Annotated in this window: 18 protein-coding genes; 8 read left to right on the top strand and 10 right to left on the bottom strand. The window is 70.1% G+C overall.

Annotated features, from left to right (window positions below; all coding sequences use genetic code 11):
- Window positions 1-126: 126 nt before the first annotated feature.
- Complete coding sequence (locus tag ACFVHI_RS00580; protein WP_380334224.1) at window positions 127-468, bottom strand: SDR family NAD(P)-dependent oxidoreductase; 342 nt, start codon at window positions 466-468, stop codon at window positions 127-129.
- Between ACFVHI_RS00580 and ACFVHI_RS00575 the strand changes: the two genes are divergently transcribed.
- Window positions 449-988, top strand: coding sequence for a MarR family winged helix-turn-helix transcriptional regulator (locus ACFVHI_RS00575; protein ID WP_380334222.1), 540 nt, complete (start codon window positions 449-451; stop codon window positions 986-988). The two genes, ACFVHI_RS00580 and ACFVHI_RS00575, sit on opposite strands and share 20 nt — an antisense overlap.
- Before the next feature lie 62 nt (window positions 989-1050).
- Here ACFVHI_RS00575 and ACFVHI_RS00570 read toward each other — a convergent pair whose 3' ends face one another.
- From ACFVHI_RS00570 to ACFVHI_RS00560, 3 genes are all read right to left on the bottom strand, one after another.
- Entirely contained in the window at window positions 1051-2457 is a 1407-nt protein-coding gene (locus tag ACFVHI_RS00570) for a DJ-1/PfpI family protein (RefSeq protein ID WP_380334219.1), read from the bottom strand.
- A 156-nt stretch (window positions 2458-2613) separates the two neighbouring features.
- A complete protein-coding gene (locus ACFVHI_RS00565; protein WP_380334216.1) occupies window positions 2614-3594 on the bottom strand; it encodes a GlxA family transcriptional regulator in 981 nt (326 codons plus the stop codon).
- Window positions 3595-3690: 96 nt separating this feature from the next.
- Complete coding sequence (locus ACFVHI_RS00560) at window positions 3691-4563, bottom strand: amidohydrolase family protein (RefSeq protein ID WP_380334213.1); 873 nt, start codon at window positions 4561-4563, stop codon at window positions 3691-3693.
- Window positions 4564-4747: 184 nt separating this feature from the next.
- Between ACFVHI_RS00560 and ACFVHI_RS00555 the strand changes: the two genes are divergently transcribed.
- Window positions 4748-5104, top strand: coding sequence for a hypothetical protein (locus tag ACFVHI_RS00555; protein ID WP_380334210.1), 357 nt, complete (start codon window positions 4748-4750; stop codon window positions 5102-5104).
- A gap of 82 nt (window positions 5105-5186) precedes the next feature.
- Here the strand turns inward: ACFVHI_RS00555 and ACFVHI_RS00550 are convergent, their stop codons facing one another.
- Entirely contained in the window at window positions 5187-5672 is a 486-nt protein-coding gene (locus tag ACFVHI_RS00550) for a hypothetical protein (protein WP_063351914.1), read from the bottom strand.
- 273 nt (window positions 5673-5945) lie between these two features.
- Here ACFVHI_RS00550 and ACFVHI_RS00545 point away from each other — a divergent pair, with 273 nt between their 5' ends.
- The 3 genes from ACFVHI_RS00545 (at window position 5946) to ACFVHI_RS00535 (ending at window position 8031) form a co-directional block, all read left to right on the top strand.
- Window positions 5946-6308: a hypothetical protein gene (locus ACFVHI_RS00545; protein ID WP_380334207.1), complete on the top strand. Its 363-nt coding sequence runs from the start codon at window positions 5946-5948 to the stop codon at window positions 6306-6308.
- A gap of 511 nt (window positions 6309-6819) precedes the next feature.
- Window positions 6820-7236, top strand: a complete 417-nt coding sequence (locus ACFVHI_RS00540; RefSeq protein ID WP_380334204.1) for a hypothetical protein — start codon at window positions 6820-6822, stop codon at window positions 7234-7236.
- A 114-nt stretch (window positions 7237-7350) separates the two neighbouring features.
- The gene (locus ACFVHI_RS00535; protein ID WP_380334201.1) at window positions 7351-8031 is read left to right on the top strand and encodes a hypothetical protein; all 681 of its coding nucleotides are present in this window, start codon (window positions 7351-7353) and stop codon (window positions 8029-8031) included.
- A gap of 48 nt (window positions 8032-8079) precedes the next feature.
- On the opposite strand, the gene ACFVHI_RS00530 is transcribed toward ACFVHI_RS00535, so the two are convergent.
- On the bottom strand, window positions 8080-8565 hold the full coding sequence (locus ACFVHI_RS00530) for an FBP domain-containing protein (protein WP_380334198.1): 486 nt from the start codon (window positions 8563-8565) through the stop codon (window positions 8080-8082).
- 71 nt (window positions 8566-8636) lie between these two features.
- Here ACFVHI_RS00530 and ACFVHI_RS00525 point away from each other — a divergent pair, with 71 nt between their 5' ends.
- Both ACFVHI_RS00525 and ACFVHI_RS00520 read left to right on the top strand, forming a co-directional pair.
- Window positions 8637-9206, top strand: a complete 570-nt coding sequence (locus tag ACFVHI_RS00525; RefSeq protein ID WP_363367869.1) for a WHG domain-containing protein — start codon at window positions 8637-8639, stop codon at window positions 9204-9206.
- A 163-nt stretch (window positions 9207-9369) separates the two neighbouring features.
- Complete coding sequence (locus tag ACFVHI_RS00520; RefSeq protein WP_063351908.1) at window positions 9370-10023, top strand: GAP family protein; 654 nt, start codon at window positions 9370-9372, stop codon at window positions 10021-10023.
- Window positions 10024-10085: 62 nt separating this feature from the next.
- Here ACFVHI_RS00520 and ACFVHI_RS00515 read toward each other — a convergent pair whose 3' ends face one another.
- From ACFVHI_RS00515 to ACFVHI_RS00500, 4 genes are all read right to left on the bottom strand, one after another.
- Window positions 10086-10958: a universal stress protein gene (locus ACFVHI_RS00515; protein ID WP_159398642.1), complete on the bottom strand. Its 873-nt coding sequence runs from the start codon at window positions 10956-10958 to the stop codon at window positions 10086-10088.
- A gap of 212 nt (window positions 10959-11170) precedes the next feature.
- Window positions 11171-11917, bottom strand: coding sequence for a hypothetical protein (locus ACFVHI_RS00510; protein WP_159398641.1), 747 nt, complete (start codon window positions 11915-11917; stop codon window positions 11171-11173).
- Between the two features lie 18 nt (window positions 11918-11935).
- Window positions 11936-13084 (bottom strand): NAD(P)/FAD-dependent oxidoreductase, encoded by a 1149-nt coding sequence (locus ACFVHI_RS00505; protein ID WP_380334192.1) that lies wholly within the window; start codon window positions 13082-13084, stop codon window positions 11936-11938.
- Window positions 13084-15054, bottom strand: a complete 1971-nt coding sequence (locus tag ACFVHI_RS00500) for a LodA/GoxA family CTQ-dependent oxidase (protein ID WP_380334189.1) — start codon at window positions 15052-15054, stop codon at window positions 13084-13086. The genes ACFVHI_RS00505 and ACFVHI_RS00500 overlap by 1 nt, the downstream gene beginning before the upstream one ends.
- Here ACFVHI_RS00500 and ACFVHI_RS00495 point away from each other — a divergent pair.
- Complete coding sequence (locus tag ACFVHI_RS00495) at window positions 14977-16926, top strand: hypothetical protein (protein WP_380334187.1); 1950 nt, start codon at window positions 14977-14979, stop codon at window positions 16924-16926. The two genes, ACFVHI_RS00500 and ACFVHI_RS00495, sit on opposite strands and share 78 nt — an antisense overlap.
- Window positions 16927-16936 lie beyond the last annotated feature (10 nt).

Here is a 16936-nt window from a genome sequence, read left to right as displayed (position 1 = left end):
CCGTCGGTACCGCAACTGACCATGCGGGTCCGCCCTTTCGCCGCGGCCCGTCGGCGTCGGTGAAGGCCTGCCCGTCACCGACGCCGAGGCTCCTGCCGGTGGCACCGGTCCGGCCGAGCGCGTTGTTCAGCGCCCGGCCAGCGCGCCGCCGTTGACGTGCAGGGTCTGGCCGGTGATGTGCCCTGCGGCCGGTGAGGCGAGGAACAGCACGGTGCCCGCGATGTCCGCCGGGGTGCCGGCCCGGCCGTTGGCCGTCTGGGCGAGCAGGGCGGCACGGCGCTGGGGGGTCATCCCGCCCTGGAAGAAGTCGGTGGACTCGATGTAGCCCGGGGCGATGACGTTGGCCGTGATCCGGTCCTTGCCGAGGTCCTGGGCGATCGTGAGGTTCCAGGCCTCGACGGCGGCCTTGGCGGAGCCGTAGGAGCCGGATCCGCCGCGGTGGGCCGCGATGGAGCTGACGCTGACCACACCGGACCAGCCCCGCACCGACCGCGCCGATGAGATCTCCCAAGCCTGGCGGCGCGAGCAGCCCGGACTCCCGGTCGACTCGATCGGCATCCTCACCCGGATCCACGACGCCGCGAAACTGCTGGCCGACGAGCGGCGCCGCGTCCTGACCCAGGTCGGCATGGACGCCGCCACCCTCGACCTGCTCAGCACCCTCCGTCGTTCCGGTCGGCCCTACCGGCTGTCCACCCGCGAGCTCGCCAGCCGCTGCCTGATCACACCCGGGGCCGTGATCCAACGGGTGGACCGAGCCCAGTACGAGGGGTTCGTCCGCAGACTGGCTGCGGACCCCGGGACCCGCGCCGTGCCCGTGGAGCTGACCCCCGAGGGGCACCACGCAGTGGAGAACGCCGTCGACGGCCTCCTGAACTACGAGCGGGGCCTCATCGAAGCCCTGGCGCCCCAGGAGCAGCGGGAACTGGCCCCCCTCCTGGCAGTGCTGCTGCAGGACCTCAGCGACCGCGCCCACCGCCGCGCCTGAACCACGCGCCCACGGGAACGCTCGAACCGGCGAGCCCGGAAAGGCGCCGAGCGTCAGGCGAGCTACGCCGTGGGGCGCCGCCGTCGAACCGTGTGGCGGATCGCCGTCGGGGCCAGCCCCACCCCCACGCTCACGACGACCGCCGCCGCGGCCAGCAGGGTGGACCGCCAGGGCCAGGACGCGCCGGTCAGCTCCAGGTGGGCCGAGGGGTACTCGGAGAACTTCGCGGTGGCCAGCGCCGTGCGACGGTCGCTGCTTTCAGCAAGGTCCCGTAGCACCGGATCGAAGCCGAACTCCCCGGACCGCCGTCCTCCGCCGGGCAGTTCGGCGGCGAGCCCGTTGCGGCGGGCCCAGCCGTCCAGCGCACTGCCGAGGTCGGAGGTGTTCTTGACACCGGGCACCACGAATCGATCCGCCCCGTGGGCGCCCCCCTTCGCCGACCGGGTGACGAGGACCAGGCCGTGGCGGGTGGTGACGGTGTCACCGGCGCCGATCACCAGCGTCCGGGTGGCGAAGGAGACTCCGCCGTACCCCTCGAAGGCGGCGGCCGCGTCGATCTCCTCGACTCCGTCGACCAGTCCGATGGCCGTGGTGGGGCGCAGCCACGGGAATGCGGCGTTGAAGGCGTACGGGAGGTCGCCGAGGGCGAGATGGTTGGCCGGTATCGCGGTCGGTCCGTCCGGAGTCCAGCCGGGGTAGGACAGGCCGGTGCCGATACGGGTCGCCTCCGCTGTGCCGGCCAGTTCCTCGACCAACCGCAGCGCACCCATGGTGCCGGAGGTGACACCCGCGGTGGTGGTCACCCGCCCGTCCTCGACGTAGCGCAGCCCTCGCTTCCACGCGACCTTCGGGTAACTGCGTTCCAGGGAAGTGATGTTGGACCAGAACGAGGTGGCGTCGCGGCCGTCGAGCAGACCGGAGGCGGCCAGCAGTTCGGAGCCCGCGCACACCCCGAGGATCCGGGCGCCCCTGTGGTGGCGTTCGACGATCCACCGGCGCAGGCGCTCCTCGCCCGCGCCGGTGGGGTCGGTCACGGCGGGCACGACCACCACGTCGGGTTCCGGCAGAGTGCCGTCCGCCACCTCGGCCAGCGTGTGGTCGGGCAGCAGGTGGGCGCCGCCGGACAGCGGGGAGACGCGGCGTTCGGCCGCCACCGTGTAGACGAACATGTCCGGCGACTCGGCGAACACCTGGTAGGGCGCGAGTACATCGGTGGCCACGGAGCCCTCGTTGCCGACCGCGACCGCCACCGTGATCCTGCCCTCCGGTACCGGCCGGGCGGCAGGCCACACCCCGGCATCGGATCCGCGAGGGGCGGCGGCGAAGCTGTCGGCCATCGACGCGCTCACCCCCGCGAAGGCGATCCCCGCGAAGGACGCAGTCGCCAGAGCTGTGCCCAGCAGTACCCAGCCGGTACGGCGCAGCGCCCGGTGCCGCGCTCGGTGCCCCTTGCGCGCCTCGGAGCTCATCTCAAGCAAGACATACCTCAACAATCCGGGCACGTTTTGGGCAGCACGGTGCCGTCGGCCCTCGTGGAAACGGGAAACGGGAAACGGGAGAGAGGAAGGGAAAGAAGCGGGGGAAACGGTCGGGAAGGAGGCCCCTTCGCCGAGGAGGCCAGTCCGTCAGGCAGTCGGCCGCGCTGGTGCGCGCAGCAGCGAGGGCGGCGCGCCGAAGGCGTCAGCGACCACCCGGCGCAGTTGCCGGGCGTCACGGAATCCGCACCGGAGCGCGACCGCCTCCACCGTCAGGTCGGTACCGGACAGCAGGGTGCGGGCCCGCTCCAGCCGCAGTTGCCGCTGGTAGGCGAACGGGGTGATGCCCGCAGCCGTGGTGAAGGCCCGCGTCAGACCGCGCGGGGACAGCCCGGCGATGCCTGCGAGTTCACGCAGGGTGAAGGCGACGTCCAGATGCTGCGCCAGATGGTCCTGCACCCGGTGCACCGCGGGCTGGACATGGTCGCGGTGCCGCAGGAACGGACTGATCTGTGCCGCGTCCCCGTCCCGCCGCAGGTACAGCACCAGTTCACGCGCGACTCCCGCGGCCAGTTCGGGGCCGCGCTCCCGTTCGACCAGGGACAACGCGAGATCGATCCCCGACGAGATGCCCGCGCTGGTGCTGATCCGCCCGTCGTGCACGTAGAGCGCGGCCTCACGCACCCGGGCCCGCGGGTACCGGTCGCGCATCGCCGAGGTGAGCGACCAGTGGGTCGTGCACGCCCTGCCGTCCAGCAGCCCTGCCTCCCCCAGAACGACTGCACCGCTGCACACGGACGCCACCCAGGCACCCGCGTCGTGGGCCTCGCGCACCCAGCGCACCACGGCGGGTGCCACCGGCCGGTCTGATCCGGTCAGCCGGGGGCCCGGCACGAGCACCAGGTCGCCGGCTGCCGCCCGGCTCGTCGACAGCGGTGCCAGCCCCGCCAGCCGCAGGCCTTGCGCGGACCGCAGACCGTCCGTCTCGGCGACGAACTCCAGCCGGTAGCCGCCGCCGAGATGCGCCGCAGCGTCGAACACCTGCACGGGACCGCCGAGGTCCAGCAGATTCACCTCGGGCAGCACCAGGACCAGCACCCGTCCGGTACGCCCGTTCGTCTCCTCGCTCACCCCGCCACGGTAGGCCGCCACGAACCGTCCGCACGAGGTCTCCCAGGGACGGGCGGCGGACAGATCTGGCACTGCCGTCCGAGCTGTGGACTGCGCCTACGCCGACAGCTGCGCCCCGGTTGCTGCTCGCCGCCGGGGTGACCAGTTCAGCAGCCGGGCCGGGTTCGTGGTGACGGCGGCGTGCAGGACCGACGGGTCGACGTGCGCGGCCGGCCAGACGAGGCAGTCGGCGAACGTCCTGCCGCGTTCGTGGCGGGTCCAGGGCCAGTCGCTGCCCCACAGCAGGCGCTGGTGGCCCGCTTCCTCCAGCACGCGCCGCAGCATGCGGCCGGGCACGTCGGGCGCGCAGCGGTAGGGCGCGGAGGCCTTGATCCACACGTGGTCGCGCGTGGCCAGATCCAGCACCGTGCGGTCGGCGCCCTCGGATGCGCCCGGCAGGCCGAGGTGGTCGATCACCACGGGGGACGGCCAGCTGCGGAGGGCGGGTGCGATCGCCGCCCACTGTTCGCCCGCCGCGTGCACCTCCAGGTGCTGCCCGCGCTCGGCCAGCAGCGCGGCCACCTGCCGCCAGTGCGGACCGGCCAGGTCGGGCACCCGCCGGCCGATCAGGTTGAGGCGGATGCCCACGACGCCGTCGAGGGCGAGCGGGGCGAGCGCGCCTGGTCGGCAGGGCCGGTCGTGGTCCAGCACGATGACGGCGCGGAACCTGGCGGGGTGCCGGGCCAGGCAGTCGAGCAGGAAGTCGTTGCGCGATCCCAGGAAGCTCGGCTGGACGAGGACCGCGCCGCCGATGCCGTGCCGGTCGAGCAGCGCCAGGTACGTTGCCGGGAGGGCGTCGTAGTCGGGCACGTAGCGGGGGCGGTCGGCCCTGGGCAGGCCACGGTGGAACACGTGGGCGTGGGTGTCCACCGACTCCACCGGCTGCACCGACTCCACCGGCTGTACCGACTCGGCCGATTCGCGGATCACCCGCCGATGGTAGGTCGGGGGCCTCTGGACCTTCACCTGACTGACTGTCATATTGGCCTGCATGTTCGACGACGTACTGACGTGCTCACGTTCAGGGCGGCCGGTGCCGCGGGGGCGCTGCCGCTGTGCGGCGCCGGTCGTTGGTTCCTTCCGGCGCCGCATGGACCTCAGGTAAGGAGCGGGCATGCGTCAGTGGTACCGCTCGGCGTCGCCCGGGGGCCGACGGACGTACGGCGTCTACACCGGTGTCAGCTTCTACCGGAACGACACCAAGAAGGTCTGGTTCGAAGGAACCGGACACCTGCTGGTCGCCTACCACGCCCGCGCCAACGGCACCGACCCCGTCGAGGCCAACAAGCTTCTCACCACCCTGGAGACGGCCCAGACCAGCGCCCCGAACACCGACGGCAGCGGCATCGTCGCGGCCTCCGGCGACAGCCTCGACACCGGCCAGGGCGACTACTACTACGCCGCCCTGCACACCGGAGCGACCGCCTGGTACGTGATCGCAGCCCAGGGCGGCAACCCGTTCCGCCTCTGATCCCCGCTCCCGGCGACACACCCTGAACGTGAAGACGGTTCGCGACCGGTCGCGCGAGACCGTCGTCTCGCTCGACCTCGGGTCACAGGTCCCGAAGCCAACGGTTGGCCTGCTCTGGGGTGGGGGAGTGGACGAAGCCGTAGCGTTGACCGAGCGACTTCGCGCCGGCCGGGGTTCCCATGTTCGTCTCGATCCGCGTGAATCCCGCTTCGCGCAGCGTTTGGAACATCCGCTCCACGAAGGTGTCGATCATCGCTCGCCGGTGGTCTCGGTCGAGTTCCGGAACCGAGAAGAACCAGCCGATATCGGTTGCCTCCTGGCCTTCTTCGCGTTCCGTCGGGATGCAGAAGAAGCCGCCCATGAGTTGCCCTGAGCCGTCCAGTGCCACCAGGTGTTTGATGCCGGGGCCGAGTGTGCCGTGGACCGCGGCACGTGTGAAGTCCACGGGGTTGTCGATCGTGTAACCGGCGTCATTGAATGGCGAGTCCTGGAACGTGCGACGCAGCGTCGTCTCGATGTCGTCCCATCGGGCCTTCATGAAGTGCTCGTCCACGAGCTTGATCTCCATGTGCGCCTCCGTGCGGTGAGTACCTCGTGTGCACCGACGAACCGCTGGCCAAGGTTCACGACCATGATGACAATGCGTGGAGCTGCCCGCGATCAGGCATCCGCCGAATGGCTGACGCGGGTCGAGGTCCGGCCTTGCGGCCGTGCCCGCGCGAGTTGCACGGCGACGCGCCGGAGGTTCACTCGCACGAGTGATTGTGATGCTTAGTGCATAAATGGACACTCAGGGTATTCGAGGGCTCGTGGGGGCTCTCCCGGCGCGAGGGGGGACGTCATGGCCGCAGTCGAATCTTCCTCCATCGAGGTGCCGCGGATCGCGAGCAGTTCGCAGCCCGCCGACCGGGACCAGGGCCTCGCGGCGATCGGCGGCAACGTCGGCGCCGTGTGGCGGGGGTGGTGGACGTGGACCCCGGGGAACGGGACGTTCAACCTCCAGACCGCCTGGAACGTCATCGGGATCGACTCGACGGTCGTCATCACGGCCTCCGAGATCAACGGCAACGGGCACCGGTTCGTCGGCGCGGCGCCCTTCCAGGTGTCGAGCATCGCCCCCGGCAACGGTGTGGTGACGTTCAAGATCAACATCGGTTGGGGCAGTGCGCTGCCGATGCGCACCGACGTCGTGGTCTTCAACTGAGCACCGTTCCCCGGCCGCCCCGGCCACGCAGGCCTGGGGCCGCACCGATCCGCTGACAACCGGCACGAACCGCCCCGTGGCAGCTCCGGGTTCGCCCGAGCCGCCACGGGGCGCCCGTTTTCCCGCAGGAGCCGGTTCCGCCGACAGGGCCCAGCCGAGCCCGGGCTGTCTTCCGGGCGGCAGATAGTGGCGGCACGAACTTCCTTCGCGTTGCGATGCTCTCAGGTCGAGTAGGGATGTGCTCCACTTAATCGTCACACTGTGTAGTCAATCGGATGTCTGATGTCGTGCAAGGCTGTCGGGAGCTCCTGGCATCGCTCCCATCCTGTCTCTCGGTCTCTCGGGAAGGTTCGTGAGGCTTACGGATTCGGCCCGGCCGGAGCGGCCCTTCGCGACGCGCTCCCCACGACACCGTGAAGGGGCCCCGCGCAGAGACACCCCGCCTACCCCGGCGGCACTCCACAACGGTGACGGCGCAAGTCGCCGACAACGACCGCGAACAGGAAGACCCATGAGAAATCCGCTGTCCGCCAGAGCTTCGGCTATCGCCGCGGCGAGCGTGCTCGTCTGCTCGGTGTTCACAGGCATCGGCGCAGCACCGGCCGGGGCCGTACCCGCCGGCCGGGCCCTCGCCGCGCAGGTGGCGTTCTGGGCGGGGCAGTCGGTCCAGCCGTGTCTGGCGGTGGACCCGCTGACCTGCCCGCGGGACCTCAGCGCGTTCACCGACACCGTGTGGAACACCCTGGCCGCCGGCCACAGCCCGCTCTACCTCGACCTCGTGTACGGCTCGGACTTCGGCCCCGCGCTGCCGGGCGAGAACCAGCGCACCGACGCTCTGGCCCTGGTCGAGCAGGCGAACACCCGTGGTGTGCCGGTCAGCGCCTGGATCACCGTGCCGCTGTCGGACGGCACCTTCGACACCGAGTAGAACGCCGCCCTCGTCCAGAGCGCCGTCGAGGACTTCCACGTCTGGTCGCTCGCCCACGACCTGCAGTTCTCCCAGGCCGTACTCGACCTGGAATCCCCCGCCGGCGACCAGGCCGTGGCCCAGGCCCTCACCCAGAAGGACCTGACCGGCTTCAACGCCCTGCTGAACGCCAACAGCCTCGACCCCGCCGCACAGTGCCGCGCGATCCACACCTACGCCGACACCATCGCCTGGGCGCACCAGAACGGGATGCGGATCTCGGGCTCGCCCGTGCCCTACGCGCTGGACGACCTGGACAACGGCAGCATCGCCCTGCAGGCCGCGCTCGGCATCACGGCGTTCCCGCCGACCGGCTACGACCAGTACTTCCTTCAGGGCTACCGTGCCTTCGGCATCGACCTGGGATCCGGCTACGTGGCGTCCTACTTCGCCGACATTCAGCGCTACTTCGGCACTGCGGGACAGGTCACCATCGGCAATGCCGGGATCCCGCCGTATGACAACCTCACCACCGTCGTCAACAACATCAGAATGCTCACCGGCCTCGGCGCCACCACCGTCCCGGTGTTCGACCTCGAAGGCACCGTCAAGGCCTTCGGCGCCGACGGCGTGTCCGCCCTTGTCCAGGCCGGCCGCAACCCCATGGCCGGCAGCGAACTCACCGCCGCCACCCAGATGTCCGTGACCGGCGCCGCCGCACGCGCCCTCTTCCACACCCTCGACACGGCGGCCACCACCGCAACCCCCCTCACCACCGGACAGCAGCCCAACTCCTACCCCGGCGCCTGCATGTAGTAGCGGCACAGGGGGGGCTGGTGACTCGGGGTGAGGCCCCGCCGCGGCTCACGCGGTGACCTTGGCGACGAAGGCGGCGAGGTTGACCGCGGTGCGGCGGATCTTCTCCTCGACGGTGAGCGACTCGTGCAGCCGGGTGCCGGTCTCCCGCTTGCCGCGCACGTAGAGCGAGCAGGCGAGGTCGCTGCACATGTAGGCGCCGACGGAGTTGCCCTGCTTGCCGGCCTTCCCGGCCAGGGGCGCGACCAGCAGCGAGACGCCTCCAGTGTGGGTGGTCACGCACAGCGAACAGATGCTGCGGCGGGCCTGCCAGGAGGCGGCGCCGGAGGAGCGCAGCGCGACCGCCACCACGCGGCCGTCCGACTCGGCGGCGAGGTAGGCGCGATCGGGCGCCTGCGGGTCGCGCCACCCGAGGAAGTCCAGGTCGTCCCAGGGCTGTTCGGCCAGGTCGCGGGGGATGTGCAGTCGCTTCGCCTCGCCCTTGGTGCAGTTCACGAAGGCGGCACGGATCTCTTGCTCGGTCAACGGCTTCATAGGATCCAACGTAAATTACCTAGGACCATTAGGCAAATGTATAATGGCCTCAGTCGATCGGAGGGAAGGCCATGGCGCGCGTAGGACTGAACGCGGAACGACTCACCCGGGCGGGAGCGGAACTGGCCGACGAGGTCGGCTTCGACAAGGTCACGGTCTCGGCGCTGGCACGACACTTCGGCGTCAAGGACGCGAGCCTGTACTCGCACGTCAAGAACTCCCACGACCTCAAGACCAGGATCGCCCTGCTCGCACTCGAGGAACTCGCCGACCGGGTCGCCGCCGCCCTGGCCGGACGCGCCGGCAAGGACGCCCTGGCCGCCTTCGCCAACGCCTACCGCGACTACGCCCGCGAACACCCCGGTCGCTACGCCGCCGCGCAGCTCGAACTCGACCCCGAGACCGCGCGCGCCAGCGCCGGCGTCCGGCACTCGCAGATGACGCGCGCGATCCTACGCGGCTACGACCTCGCGGAACCCGACGAGACCGACGCCGTCCGGCTGCTCGGCAGCACCTTCCACGGCTACGTGGCCCTGGAACGGGCCGGGAGCTTCCAGCACACCCCGCGCGGCACCGAGGACACCTGGGCGCGCATCCTCGACGCCCTCGACGCACTGCTGCGCAACTGGCCGGCGGCCTGACCGCCCGCTCCGCACGGCTCCGTGCGGCTCCGTCGGCCGGCCCCAGGGTGCGGCCAGGTGACCGTTCCCGCCCGGGACTGCGGGCGCCGGAGCCCGTCCGGCGGGAGAATTGAGGTCGACCAGGCCGCCCGGGCCCTGTGCAGCGGCGGGAGGAAGGTGGTCCGTGAACGTCGTGCTGAGCGAGGTGGCGCCGCTGGCCCTGGCCATCGCGTTGTCGCCGTTGCCGATCGTGCCGGCGCTCCTCCTGCTGTTCACTCCCCGGCCCAGGGCCACGGCCGGAGCCTTCCTGGCCGGGTGGGCGGCCGGAATCCTCGCGGCGGCGTCCGCGTTCACGGCACTCGCGGCCGTCATCGAGACCCGCGAGGAGACCCCCACCTGGGCGTCCTGGACCAAAGTCGTCCTCGGCGCGGTGCTCGTCCTGCTCGCCGGGCGGCAGTGGCTCTCCGGCGGCAAGAAGGGGACCCCGGCCTGGATGCGGAGCCTCACGGACGCCACGCCGGCCAAGGCCCTGCGGCTGGGGCTCCTGCTGTCGGGGGCCAACCCGAAGACCATCCTGCTGTCCGCGGCGGCAGGGCTGACCATCGGCTCCGCCGAACTGGGGCCGCCCCGTACGGTCATCGCCGTGGCGGTGTTCACCGCGCTCGCCGTCTCCACCGTCGTGCTTCCCGTGCTGCTCCACATCGCGCGGGGGGAGCGTGTCCTCACTCCGCTGGGCAGGGCCAGGACCTGGTTGGAGACTCATAACAGCACCGTCACCGCTGTGGTCCTCGCAGTGATCGGGGTGCTCCTCGTCATCGACGGTGCCAGCGGGCTGTGACCGGCGTGAGGGCCGCCTCCACGGCGGTCCCGCTCACCTGGAGGGGCGACCCCCGCGGCCGGTCAGGCGTCCGGGACGACGGCGACCGGGCAGCGGACGTGGTGGATCGCGGCGTGTGCCACCGGGCCGAGGTGCGCGCCGAGAGGCATCCGCCGGACGTGGCGGCCGAGGACGACCAGCCGGGCCGTCTCCGACGCTTCCACCAGGACGATGGCGGCGTTGCCCCGGACGAGTTCGGACGTCACGGTCACCTGGGGGTAGCGGGCCAGCCAGAGGGCCAGGACGTCGGCGAACTGCTTCCGCTCGGAGGCGGACAGCTCCTTCTCCAGCCCTCCGATGGCGTCGAACGCCATGTACTCGCTGCCGGCCGGTGGCGCCCAGACGTGGACGATCCGCAGGGGGGCCGAGCGGTGGGCGGCCGCCTCGAAGGCGAACGCGAGGACGTCGTCCGGCGGATGTGCGAGGTCGACGCCCACCAGGACGGGGTCGGTGGCGGCGCCCTGCTCGCCCTCACCGGCCCGGACCAGCACCACCGGGCAGGTGGCTCGGCGCAGCACCTCCTGGCTCACCGAGCCGACCAGGAAGCCGCGCACGGGCCCCAGCCCCCGGGAGCCGAGCACGAGCACGGCGGAGGTCCGGCCGGCGGTCACCAGCGCCTTGGCCGGGTCGTCGGGGACCTGGCGGGAGGAGACCTGGAGGCCGGCGTGCGCGGCGCGCAGCTCCGCCTCGCGGGCGGCCAGGGCGTCCCGGCTGCGGTTGTACACCTCGTTGGTGCCGACCGAGTCCCGCTTGGGCCAGGGCCAGGCCTGGAGGAGTTCGAGGGCGAGCCCGCGGCGCAGCGCCTCCCGGGCGGCCCACGCGGTGGCGGCGAGGCTCTCCGGCGAACCGTCGAAGCCCGCGACGACGGGACCGTCCACGGTGACGGGACCGTTCACGGTGACCTCCCAGCGGTCGGGTCCGGGCCGGTCAGGCCCGCTGTGGGTCGAGGGCGGCGGCGACCGTGGTCCATGCCGCGTCCCGCGGGTCGTACGTGGCCCGGGCGCCCCGGCCAGTATCGGCGGGAGCCGCTGCGGGCGCCTCCCGGCGCAGGGCCGGTGGGCCCCAGCCGGTTCAGGACGGTTCAGGACTGTCCGAGGCGGTGGGCCTCCTACTTCTTGTTGAGACTGGTGCTGTTCCACCAGCGCTGTTCGGCTGCGGTGAAGGACAGGTCGGAGCTCGCGCCGCCATCGCGCGGCGTGAGTTTCGCCTGGTAGGTCGTCTTCTCGGTGAACGGGCTCTGCTGCTTGTTCGGGTCGACTCCCGTCTCCAGGGTGTCGCGGACGGAGGGGACGGTCACCAGGGGGACGTCGTTCAGCGTGTTCTGGGTCGGTTGCGGGGTGACGGCGGTGGCCTCGCGGACCTCGTCCCAGTGATCGGCCTTGGCGAGTCGGTGCGCGAGGAAGGTCTCGGTGGGCGTGCCGAAGAGCATCCCGGTGAAGTGGGCCGGGTAGTCGGAGGTGCCGATCGGCTCGAAGTACAGCACGCCGGAGGCGGTGATCCGCACCGTACCGTCCGTCAGTTTCTCGAACTGGCGCTCCCCGGTGGTGGTGTCGGCCAGCACGCGTTCCACCTCGGCGGTGAAGGACGTCCTGGTGCCGGACTTGATGTCGCTGAGCGGGAACGGGTCCTTCGGGCTCGAGTGCAGCGAGTGGTAGCGCCTCTTGCCCTGCGGCACCGGCTTCTTGAGGTCCTCCAGGTAGGCGGTTCGCGCGGTGTCGTCGAGTTCCACCTTGAGGACCATCTGGAAGGCGTGCGCGGGCACGTGGAACATGGCGAGGTGGTAGGCGAAGAGCGTGGTTCGTCCGAGCAGGATGAACCGGTGGTCGGCGCTCAGGGGGTCGGTGTTCGGGGACATGTTCACAGGGCCTTCCGGTTACGGGGTGTTGAGCGGCAGCGGTGATCGGCGGCGCTGCCAGAACGGGCGGTCGGACCAGCGTTCCTCGCAGACGTGGATCTCGCGGTGGCCGTGCAGGTAGGCGTCGAAGGTCTCGCCGAGTCGTGCGGCGTAGGTGTCGAACGCGTGGGTCTCGCCGCGCAGCCGGGCGTCGATCGCCTGGCCGGCGCACAGGCCCGAGTAGAGGGCGGTGAGGACGCCCTGCGAGGAGAGCGGGTCGAGGGCGATCGCCGCGTCCCCGGCCGCGATCCAGCCCTCGCCGGCCGTCGGCTCCAGCCGTGCGGTGTGTGCGGCGCACCGGCGCGGGGCTGCCCCGGCGAGGGCCTGGCGGCCTCGGGTGCGTTCGGTGGTGTGCCGGGTGGCGGCGAGCCGGTCGAGGAACGTCCCGGTCGCCCGGAGACCGGTCGGCGCGAGGTCGGTGTCGGTGAAGTAGGTGACCAGGCGGTGGGCGGGGGAGTGCGGCGCGGTGTACCACCAGCCGTCGGGGACGGACTCGACCAGGGAGGCTTCCTCGGCGTCGGAGGGGTCGGGAGCCAGCCGCAGGTGGACCGCGACAAGCCGGTCGTAGCGGCGGCGTCGGGCGCCGCAGCGGGTGGCGAGCGAAGCCCGGCGGCCGGTGGCGTCGATCAGCCAGCGGCACCGCACGGGGCGCGCCGCGCCGTCGGCGCGGAGCGTCACTTGCCATCCGCCGTCCGGTTGCGGCACGGGGTGGCTCACCGTGGTCCGTTCGGCCACTCGCGTCCCGGCCGCTGCGGCACGGGTGCGCAGCAGGCGGTCGAAGACGGGGCGGTCGAGGTGCCAGCCGTGCCCGTACGGGTCGATGAGGAAGTCCGTCCGGTGCAGGTGCGGTGAGCCCCAGGCCGAGAGGGTGGCGTGGCAGGCGCGGTGGTCGGAGTCGAGGGACCGGACGTCGATGCCGAGGTCGTGGAGCAGCAACCGGGCGGCGGGGACGAGGGATTCGCCCGTCTTCGGCGGGCCGCTGCCGGCGTCGGCGAGCAGTACGGTGCGTCCCGCCCGGGCCAGGGTGAGGGCGGCGGCGGCGCCCGCCGGGCCGCCGCCCGCGACGACGGCGTCGTACCGGCCGTGCTGCCGTGCGGTCTGGTCGTCGGTGGGCGCCGCCGTGGTCATCAGGCGTCCCGGAAGGGGTCGACCTTGGCGATGTAGCCGGCCGAGATCTCCTCGGGCTGGAACCCGGTGGTCAGGGCGATCTCGTTGGCGGCCTGCTCGTTGACGGCGGTGCGCTGGCTCTCGGCGAGTTGGGGTTGTCCGGTCTCGCGCACGTGGACGTTGACGAGGTTCTGGCGGTCCTTGACCTGGGGGAGCGAAGGGTCGGGGGTCGACTCCACCAGGATCGCGGCCGGGAACTTGCCGTCTGCCACCGTGTAGGCGTTGGTTTCGATGACGCCGAACTTGGACCAGTTGTCGACCATGTTCTGCAGGCCCGTCTGTTTGTCCGGGCTCAGGAACCGCAGCCACACGGCGCGGTTCTCGAAGGCCTGCGCGCGCTCGTCCTCGGTGACGGTGGTGTTCGGCTTCTGGTTGACCTTGTCGAAGTCGGTCTTCTTCAGCACGTGGTTGGGCACCCGGGCCGGCCAGAAGGAGGGCAGGTAGGGGCTGTAGCGGGGGCCGATGTTGGCCCGGAGCTCGTAGCCGGAGCGGCAGCTGGCGGTGTCGGTCTGCCAGGGGACGCCCATCCAGCGGGTGAGGCCGCCGGGCCCCTGGCCGTGCAGGGGGCCGTTGCCCGAGAGCGCGAGCTGCGGCGTGAGGTGCGGGCCGTAGTCGCGCTCGGCGGTGCCGGCCGGGCGGTGGAGAATGCGGAACGGCTCTGCGTACAGGGTGTCGTGGCGGATCGGCCAGGTGACCTCGCAGCCGGGGTGGAAGGCGTCGGCGAGGCAGTAGTCCAGGGCTGCGCGGTCCAGCAGTCCGGGCTGCAGTGCGACGGGCGCGTCGTCCAGCGAGGGGTAGGAGGTGTACTTGGTCTTGTCGTCGAAGTCCCCCTTCACCCACTGTTCCAGCATCTGCTCCTGCGTCGTGGTCAGGACGCCGTACTGGCGCGGGGACTGGGCAGGGACGGCCATCGCGTCCCCGTAGAGCCAGGGCCAGGGCAGTGGGGAGAGGCCGTCCCGGTCGTAGCTGCGCATCTGGTAGTACACGCGTTGCCGCAGCTCCCGGTACTGGTCCTTCTTGTTGCCGAGGATGGCGAGGAGTTGGGGCGAGGTGAAGTCGTTGGGGCCCTGCCAGCCGAATTCCGCCGCGAAGCCCTGGTTGACCCACTGGTGTCCGGTGAACCGCTGGAGCAGGGGCTTGATGTGCTCGTCGAAGACGACGGTGGAGGGGGCGGGCAGGTACCCGCCCTGGACGAAGAGGTCGTACAGCAGGTCGTAGAGGGTCACGATGCCCTTGACGTCCGGCGCGTAGTTCGGGGGCCCGACCACCACCCAGGCCGGCTGCACCGCGACCTCCTTGCCGTCGATCCTGACGGTGGCGGTCACGGGGCCGTCGGAGATGTCGTCGTGCCAGCCCTCGTTGTTGCCGAAGGTGGTCAGCGGCGTCGGGGTCGTGGTGAACGAGGCCGAGCTGCCCCTGCCGCCCAGAACGCGGAGCCGCCCCTTTTCGTCGGTCTGCAACTCGCCCAGGTAGACGGCCTTGCCGTTGATCTTCCCGGTGTCGAACTTCTGGCCGCTCTGGTTTGTCCCCGAGATCTTCCGGGAGCCCGGATCGATCCGCAGCTGGCCCCTGTCGGTCCCCGCGTTGCGCTGGCCGTACTGGTCCTGTGACAAGCGCTGGGCTTCGGGAATGTCCAGTGCGAGCGAGAACTTGTACCAGGCGGCCTTGTGATTGGCGAGCTGGACCGCCCATTCGACGCTGGCACCGCCCTGCCCGTGCAGGATCTCCCGGACGACCTTGCCGTCCTTGTCGTAGCCGTAGACGCGGAACCGTGCCGCCTGCCGCTTGATCTTGCCGGTGCCCTCTTTGTAGGAGCCCGGGGCCAGGGGCTTCTCGTCCGGACTCTCCGGTCCGTGGAAGAACTGCTCGCCGTTGCCGACCCGCGCGATGCCGATCGCGGGGTGGATCTTCACATGGTCGATCTCGGTCATGCCCGGTGCCTCTCTGGTGCGTTCGACAGCCTGCGGGAGCGCGGGGTGCCGGATGGGGGCGCCCGTGAACGGGTTGAGGCCCGGTCGCGACCGAACTCGAAGTGGGGCGGGGTGTCGTCCTCGTCGCGGACGCACGGAGCCGTGCCGCGCGGAGCGCCCACCACCCATGGTGCGGGCGAGGCCGTCGAACGTCTAATCGTGTACGACCAAATGAGAAATCGCGCTGCGGGCCAAGTCTGCTACAGGTTTTCGACACAGCAACACGGACAAAAAATGGTCCGTACGGGAACGAAGTATTCGGCTAGGCTGCCGGCTGCCGGCGGCCGGATGTTACGGGTGCCGGCCTCCGTCCGATGGGTATTCGTGAAAGGTGGCACCATGCCTCAGGCGTCTCTCTCTGATCTGACCTCCAGCATGAAGAAGGGGCCGTCGACCGACCGGTGGGACTTTATCGTCTCATATTCGGAAAAGCAGCTGAATGAATTTCTGCAGAAGAGTTATCGAGACAACAGGCTCGTCCAGAACGTGAAGCTTCAGGCTCACGGGGAAGATCCGATCTACGGCAAGAATTACACAGTCGACTATGTGATCAATTTCAATCCCCCGACCATCGAGTTCGCGCTCGGTCAGCCCAACGTGGCTGTCCTTCTGATGCCAATCGGCGCCGGGTCAACCTTTTCGGTGACGCCGGACGGGGATTCCAAGCCCGCGCGAACAGGTGATTTCCCCACGGGTCTGTCCGTGCGGGCTGAGGTTCCTCTCGCCGCGATCGCCGGAGACACCAAGGAGGTGACGAAACAAGGCGCGGTGGTCACTTTCGCTCATGGCAAGACCACGGACCAGCACATCGTCCTGCATTTCAAGAACCAGACCGGGACCCGTTTCGGCTTCCAGCCCGTTCAGAACGAGGACGACCTCGATCCGCTGCTGCCCAAGCTGACGAAGCACTTCCAGGAGGAGGTCGATGAGATCGCCTATGTGCTCGGTGGGGTCAACAACAAGAACCAGTCCGGTGGCGACATGGCCATGACGCCGAAGTCCTTCGCCTTCGCGTCGACCGGAGACAAGGACGCCGGTTGTCTGAGCCTCTTCATCCAGACCGACGAGAGTGGTAACCCGCAGGGCGCTTCCGCGCCCGTTTTTCACCCGGACGGTACGCAGGTGCCGCCGGTGCCCACCGGCTACACGGCGAGCATCATTCTCTCCCAGGACCTCATGGTCAATACCTTCATCAAGAAGCAGCTCGCTCCCCGCGGGTTCACTGTGAGCGGCGAATCCAAGGACGGAAGCTGCACCTTGGAGCTCAAGAAGGACACCTCGGTGATTGCCCAGGGGGAGAAGGGGTCGGGATTCGACGGCGGAAATGGCTACTACTACGGAGGAATGCGGGTCAGTCTGCAGGATCATCCAGTGAAGCTCATCATCACCGACGGCAAGGCGGAGGTCAAGTGGTCGGGAAAGATGACATCAGAGTGGCATCGGAACGTGAGTGGACCCCATCCTAAGACATTCTACGGAACGGTCTACGCGGACATCGCGTTGAACAAGGGGGCGAAGGGTGTCGACGTGTCCAACACCGGAATCACCTTTCCGGACTTCACCTTCACGAACGACGACTTCAAGCCGAACTTCAGTACAAAGGACTGCAGTTTTTGGGAACGGGGGAACGGATGCGATGATTCGGTTCAGCCCTTCTATCGTAACGAGATGAAGTTCCACATGCCGGAGATCGACGTCCAGCTGAAGGGCCTGAACTACTTCCTGGAGACCAATCTCCTGGAGCCCTCCAAAACAATGATCAACGTCGACAGCAGCGCCGGCCTCCACACCCCGTACGACTTCCTGGTCGTCGGTCACGTCGCCAACTCCTGATCCTGAAGGG

It is taken from the genome of Kitasatospora sp. NPDC127121 (assembly GCF_042677305.1).
In the GTDB taxonomy this organism is placed as follows: domain Bacteria; phylum Actinomycetota; class Actinomycetes; order Streptomycetales; family Streptomycetaceae; genus Kitasatospora.
The sequence above is the reverse complement of the archived record's forward strand: the minus strand, read 5'-3'. Positions and strand labels throughout refer to the sequence as shown.

Bases quoted from the DNA above. Each gene is read 5' to 3' on its own strand.
- ACFVHI_RS00545 (WP_380334207.1), top strand. From the start codon at position 5,946: ATGGCCGCAGTCGAATCTTCCTCCATCGAGGTGCCGCGGATCGCGAGC.
- ACFVHI_RS00555 (WP_380334210.1), top strand. From the start codon at position 4,748: ATGCGTCAGTGGTACCGCTCGGCGTCGCCCGGGGGCCGACGGACGTAC.
- ACFVHI_RS00540 (WP_380334204.1), top strand. From the start codon at position 6,820: ATGAGAAATCCGCTGTCCGCCAGAGCTTCGGCTATCGCCGCGGCGAGC.
- ACFVHI_RS00500 (WP_380334189.1), bottom strand. From the start codon at position 15,054: ATGACCGAGATCGACCATGTGAAGATCCACCCCGCGATCGGCATCGCG.
- ACFVHI_RS00570 (WP_380334219.1), bottom strand. From the start codon at position 2,457: ATGAGCTCCGAGGCGCGCAAGGGGCACCGAGCGCGGCACCGGGCGCTG.
- ACFVHI_RS00550 (WP_063351914.1), bottom strand. From the start codon at position 5,672: ATGGAGATCAAGCTCGTGGACGAGCACTTCATGAAGGCCCGATGGGAC.
- ACFVHI_RS00505 (WP_380334192.1), bottom strand. From the start codon at position 13,084: ATGACCACGGCGGCGCCCACCGACGACCAGACCGCACGGCAGCACGGC.
- ACFVHI_RS00575 (WP_380334222.1), top strand. From the start codon at position 449: ATGGAGCTGACGCTGACCACACCGGACCAGCCCCGCACCGACCGCGCC.
- ACFVHI_RS00510 (WP_159398641.1), bottom strand. From the start codon at position 11,917: ATGTCCCCGAACACCGACCCCCTGAGCGCCGACCACCGGTTCATCCTG.
- ACFVHI_RS00525 (WP_363367869.1), top strand. From the start codon at position 8,637: ATGGCGCGCGTAGGACTGAACGCGGAACGACTCACCCGGGCGGGAGCG.
- ACFVHI_RS00530 (WP_380334198.1), bottom strand. From the start codon at position 8,565: ATGAAGCCGTTGACCGAGCAAGAGATCCGTGCCGCCTTCGTGAACTGC.